The sequence below is a fragment of the Neorhizobium sp. BETTINA12A genome, assembly GCF_023006485.1.
Taxonomy (GTDB): Bacteria; Pseudomonadota; Alphaproteobacteria; order Rhizobiales; family Rhizobiaceae; genus Neorhizobium.
Genome location: NZ_JALBGW010000246.1, coordinates 1 through 4,850, shown reverse-complemented (window position 1 = coordinate 4,850; position 4,850 = coordinate 1). Strand labels below are relative to the sequence as shown.

Genomic DNA, 4,850 nt, shown 5'->3' with positions numbered 1-4,850 from the left:
GCCGCCACCTCCCAGGCAACCGTCGCGCCACCCTGACCGTCCGGCACCGCCTGCGGCGCCTCGAGGTCGAGCCTAGCGGTCATCGTTCCCGGATCGAAGAACACCACCATCAGAGCCTCCGCATCCGGAAGGGCGCGATCAGCCGCTCGTAGCCCTCGGGAATGCCGGCCGGCTGGTTCTCCGGCGAGACGACGCCGCGGAACGCGAACATGTGGCCGATATGGATCGACATCGCCCGTTTCAGCGTATCCGGCACATCGGTGCCCGCCTCGCCGAAACCGGCCGAAAAATCGATCTCGATGCCGTTGACGGACCTTCCCGGCTCCGGCGGATTTCTCAGCCACAGCCGCGCCGGCCGGCCCCCGCCATCGAGCAGATGATCTTCCAGTGGAACTTCAAGCGCCGTCCCGTCAGTATCGTAAACCGTAACGTTCTGAATCTCTTGCACCGGCGATCTCGAAATCCGGATCACCCCGTCCGCCGGCCAGCGGTCAAGATAGAACCGCCAGGCTTGAGAGATCAGGCAAAGCCCCGTCTCCCGCTCAAGGTGCTCGCGGGCGGTGCTGATCAGCGAGGCCAGCAGCTCATCCTCGTCGCTTCCGTCGAGACGCAGATGCGCCTTCACCTCGGCAAGCGTCAGCGGCTCCGCGGAAGGCGGAGTGGTTTGGGCGTAGGTCATGGGGATCCCGGGGGTGAGTAGTGGTTGGTCGGTAGTGAGTAGTAAGACGCAAGCAGAGGCCGTGACGTGGAAAAGGCGGCCAACTGATTGGCCGCCCCTGCTCACTAATCACCACCCACTACTCACTTTGCGGCGGCTCATGCCGCCGCAAACTTCACCACCTTGATCGCCTCGAAATTCTGCACGCCACCACCGACGCGCTTGGTGGTGTAGAAGAGCACATAGGGTTTTGCCGAATAGGGATCGCGCAGGATGCGCACGCCCGCCCGGTCGACGACGAGATAACCGGAGCGGAAATCGCCGAACGCGATCGACAGCGAGTTCTCCGCCACGTCGGGCATCTCCTCGGCTTCGGCGATCGGAAAGCCCATCAGCGAGGCCGGCTGGCCTGCCGATACCGGCGGGTGCCAGAGATAGTTGCCGTCGCCGTCCTTGAACTTGCGGATGTCGCCCTGCGCCTTGCGGTTCATCATGAACGTGCCGTTCTGGCGATGGCCGGCCTTGAGCGCATAAATGACCTCGATCAGCGTGTCCGACGGACCCGTGGATTTCCAGCCGCCCGCCACGCCGGTGGCGATATGGCCGATATTGCCCCAGCTCCAGGCGCCTTCCGCCACCGTCGGATAGGACAGAAATCCTTTCGGCTTGTTGGTGCCGTCGCCGCGGATGAAGGCGTCGCCCTCCTGCTCGGCAAATACGATGTCCACCTCGCCGGCGATCCAGGCCTCGATATCGACCGCCGAGTCGTCCAGCAGCGACTGCGTCGCCGCCGGCATGGCGTAGAGCTCCATGGTCGGGAAGGAGAGTTCGGTGAGCTGCGGCGTATTGGTCTGCGGCCGCGCCGTGGTCTCCGCCACCCAGCCGGTGGAAAGGCCGGCCGCTGCGAACGGCTTCTTCAGCACGGCGGAGGATACGGTACGCACGGTCGAGAGCGCCCGCATCGGCGAGACCGCCGAAATCCGCCGGCCGATTTCCGTATCGGTTTCCGGCGGCACGAGATAACCGCCATCGGCACCGGTCCCGGAAGAAAACGCCTTGGCCTCCAGTTCGCGCAGACCGTTCTCCTCGCCGCGGCGGACATAGGCGTCGAAGGCCGCCTTATGCTCCACGGCCTCGGCCGAAAGCTCCGAACCGCCGCGGCCGAGCTGCGGCCTGGCCTTCTTCAGCACCAGTTGGTCGAGCACCTTCTTCTGGTCGTCGACGGCGCGGTTGATGCGGTCCATCTTGTCGCGGGTCACGACGTCGGCGGTCAGCTTCTGCTCGATCTCGCCGAGGCGCCGGTCGTTGACCTCCTTGAAGGCCTCGAACGCCTCCATGAATTCGTCGAAGGCCGCCGTCACCGTTTCCGGCATTCCCTTGACTTCGGGGGCTTTCACCTCGGGCGCCACGCTTGCCATCGTTCTCGCCTGCTCGGTCATATCGCTTTTCCTTTGAAGGTTGATTTCATCATCATCTTCGCCGCCCGCCGCATCTGGCGGACGAGTTCGGTTTCCCTGTCGCGGAAGAACCGCGCATGCTTGACGTTGGAGACCCGCGCCGATGGCAGCATCGGAAAGGTCACCACCGAGATTTCCCAAAGATCGGCCTCGAGAATTTTGCGCACGCCCGTCTTGGCGTCGGTGCGGGCCTTGACCGTGCGAAACCCGATCGACAGCCCGTCGAGCGCGCCGGATTTCATCAGCGCCAGCACCTCGCGGGAGCGGGCGACGCCCGGCGACAGCATGCCCTCGACGTAAAGCCCGCGGGCATCCTCGCGGATCGTCCGCCAGGCGCCGATCGGCTCGGAAGGATCGTGCTGGTAGAGCATCCGCACCCCCATCGCCCCGCGCTCGACGAGGCAATTGCGAAAGGCGCCGCGCTCGATCGTATCCTTGCCGAGATCGACCTCGCCGAAGACGCTGGCATAGCCGGAGAAAACCCCGTCGCCGGTAAGCCCTGCGAGTTCCAGATTGGCGAATTTGCGCGCGTTCGGGCGCGGCCCGCGATAAGCGTGCATCGGTATTCTCCTAGCGATTGAATTGGAGCCGGCCCCTCATCCGCCTGCCGGCACCTTCTCCCCGTTGTCACGGGGAGAAGAAACACGCGGCAACGCCTTGGCGTACCAACGGCGTCAGAGATGAGGGAAACCGGCGCGTCATACTTCCTTCTCCCCGCATGCGGGGAGAAGGTGCCGGCAGGCGGATGAGGGGCTCCGGGCGAAGACCGAAGTTAAGCCCCGCCGCCCCGTCCCCCATATCGCACGGCGATCCTCGCCAGCGCGCCCAGCACCCACCAGGCACAAAGACTGGCCGCCGCCGACCCCGTCAGCATCACTTCCGCCCCGGAAAGCTCAGGCCCGATCCCCAGCCGCTCCACCAGCCAAAGCCCGGTTGGGCCGCCGAAGATCATCCCGCAGCTCAAGCCCGTCAGAAACCGGCTCGCCGCCTCGCGACGGCTCTTCGGCAGCAGATAGATCAGCGACACACCGGCTCCCGCCGTGGCGCCCACCGCCTTGGCGGCCCAGATGCCGGCCAGGGCGCCCGGATCATTTCCGAGATCAGCCATTTTTAATCTCTCTTGTTTATGATGCACGCATACGGACCGAACGGCGCTGCTGCCATGCAACCAGCCGTCCCGCGCTCGACCCAGGGTCGGCGGATCCGGTTTCCATGAATGTTCAGAATCGCTTGGGGCTACCTGGTGGGAAGTTGAGTCCGGCACTTCGCAAGTTGAGTGAGTTCGGAGACCTATTCAGCAGACCTGCAGAAAGTGTGCCTCCTCGACGATTTCATTCGAAGTCGTCGTCTTCGTCCTTTTCGAGATCCGCTGGCCCCTGCCGCGCATGCATGATGGAGACAATCAGTATCCGATCCGCCTCGATGACATAGTCCAGATGATAGGGCGCCGATACGAAACGGCGAATTCCTTCGACCGGCGCCACAGCGGTCCCGACACGAGGATGATCCGCAATCAACCGTGCCGCCCTCTTGACCTGTTCCGAAAAGGCAATGGATGCCCGTCGGCTGAATTGGGCAAGATACGCCCTTTCCCGTTGGACGTAGCGTATCGCTTCTTCCGACAGGAACACCTTCATCAGGCGGCGTCCTCGCGGTTGAGACGGTCAAGCTCAGTGAAAAACTCCTCCGCCTCCACGAAGCGCCCGGCCTCGATATCCTCCCTGCCACGCTGGATGCTCAGGATTTCGCTTCCCTCCGCCATCAGGTAATATTTCAGCGCCCGGACGATCACCCAGGATCGGCTTCTGTCCGCTGTCTCAGCGATCTTCTCGATGTCCTCAAGAATGTCGAGCGGCAGGCGCAGCGTGATCGGGTCTGAAAGAACAGGCTTGGCCATCAGAGCCTCCATTTGTAATACGATGTATTACAATCTACACCCCTTCCTTACGGATTAATACCCCACCGCCTCGCGCTTCTCCTCGTCGCTCAGGAACGCCGCCGCCCCGACCCTCGCCCACAACGCCTCGCGCTCGGCGGAAAGGCCGGCGATCCGGTCGAGGTCCGGTTCAAGCCGCAGCCGCTCGCCATAGGCTTCCGACAGCCAGGCGGAAAAGCTCGCCGCGGTGCGGGAGATCAGCGGCAGCACGGTGAGGCGGTAGAAGGCGCGGTTGGCCTCCTGGTAGTTGGCATAGGTGTTGTCGCCCGGAATGCCGATCAGCATCGGCGGCACACCGAAGGCGAGCGCGATGTCGCGGGCGGCGCCGTTCTTGGCCTCGATGAAATCCATGTCCTTCGGCGATAGGCCCATCGCTTTCCAATCGAGCCCACCTTCGAGCAGCAGCGGCCGGCCGGCATTGACGGCGCCGGAATAACCCGCCTCCAACTCGTCCTTCAGCCGCTCGTACTGGTCGGCGGACAAGTTGCCGCCATCCTTCGGTTGATAGACCAGCGCGCCGGAAGGCCGTGCGGAATTGTCGAGCAGCGCCTTGTTCCAGCTTGCGGCCGCATTATGCAGGTCGAGTGCCGCACCCGCCGCCCCGAGCGGCGGAAAACCGCAATGGTCGTCGAGCGGATGAAACAGTTTCAGATGCAGCAGTGAGATGCCATCGCTCTCGGCCGGCAGCCGGCGCGTGGAGCCGCCGGCGCGGTAATCGTAACCGGCCACCCAGCCGTCGCGGCCCTCGACCACGCTCACCCGGTCGGGCCGGAGCAGATGCAGTTCGCGTAGGCTCCCG

The 4,850-nt window shown here is 64.1% G+C and carries 7 protein-coding genes; all 7 read right to left on the bottom strand.

The window, feature by feature from the left end:
* Nucleotides 1-109: 109 nt before the first annotated feature.
* A complete protein-coding gene (locus tag MOV61_RS28365) occupies nucleotides 110-679 on the bottom strand; it encodes a head-tail connector protein (RefSeq protein WP_247138979.1) in 570 nt (189 codons plus the stop codon).
* Nucleotides 680-816: 137 nt separating this feature from the next.
* Nucleotides 817-2,097 (bottom strand): phage major capsid protein, encoded by a 1,281-nt coding sequence (locus MOV61_RS28360; RefSeq protein WP_247138978.1) that lies wholly within the window; start codon nucleotides 2,095-2,097, stop codon nucleotides 817-819.
* On the bottom strand, nucleotides 2,094-2,675 hold the full coding sequence (locus MOV61_RS28355) for an HK97 family phage prohead protease (protein WP_046637577.1): 582 nt from the start codon (nucleotides 2,673-2,675) through the stop codon (nucleotides 2,094-2,096). Before MOV61_RS28355 ends, MOV61_RS28360 begins: the two co-directional genes overlap by 4 nt.
* Nucleotides 2,676-2,887: 212 nt before the next feature.
* The gene (locus MOV61_RS28350) at nucleotides 2,888-3,223 is read right to left on the bottom strand and encodes a DUF6107 family protein (protein ID WP_247138977.1); all 336 of its coding nucleotides are present in this window, start codon (nucleotides 3,221-3,223) and stop codon (nucleotides 2,888-2,890) included.
* A 223-nt stretch (nucleotides 3,224-3,446) separates the two neighbouring features.
* Nucleotides 3,447-3,752, bottom strand: a complete 306-nt coding sequence (locus MOV61_RS28345; RefSeq protein WP_046668481.1) for a type II toxin-antitoxin system RelE/ParE family toxin — start codon at nucleotides 3,750-3,752, stop codon at nucleotides 3,447-3,449.
* On the bottom strand, nucleotides 3,752-4,012 hold the full coding sequence (locus MOV61_RS28340; RefSeq protein WP_038541274.1) for a CopG family ribbon-helix-helix protein: 261 nt from the start codon (nucleotides 4,010-4,012) through the stop codon (nucleotides 3,752-3,754). The genes MOV61_RS28345 and MOV61_RS28340 overlap by 1 nt, the downstream gene beginning before the upstream one ends.
* Before the next feature lie 54 nt (nucleotides 4,013-4,066).
* A partial coding sequence (locus MOV61_RS28335; RefSeq protein ID WP_247138976.1) for a phage portal protein occupies nucleotides 4,067-4,850 on the bottom strand: 784 nt, incomplete at its 5' end.

Excerpts from the sequence above, each read along its gene's own strand:
- MOV61_RS28350 (WP_247138977.1), bottom strand. The coding sequence starts at position 3,223 with ATGGCTGATCTCGGAAATGATCCGGGCGCCCTGGCCGGCATCTGGGCC.
- MOV61_RS28340 (WP_038541274.1), bottom strand. The coding sequence starts at position 4,012 with ATGGCCAAGCCTGTTCTTTCAGACCCGATCACGCTGCGCCTGCCGCTC.
- MOV61_RS28355 (WP_046637577.1), bottom strand. The coding sequence starts at position 2,675 with ATGCACGCTTATCGCGGGCCGCGCCCGAACGCGCGCAAATTCGCCAAT.
- MOV61_RS28360 (WP_247138978.1), bottom strand. The coding sequence starts at position 2,097 with ATGACCGAGCAGGCGAGAACGATGGCAAGCGTGGCGCCCGAGGTGAAA.
- MOV61_RS28365 (WP_247138979.1), bottom strand. The coding sequence starts at position 679 with ATGACCTACGCCCAAACCACTCCGCCTTCCGCGGAGCCGCTGACGCTT.
- MOV61_RS28345 (WP_046668481.1), bottom strand. The coding sequence starts at position 3,752 with ATGAAGGTGTTCCTGTCGGAAGAAGCGATACGCTACGTCCAACGGGAA.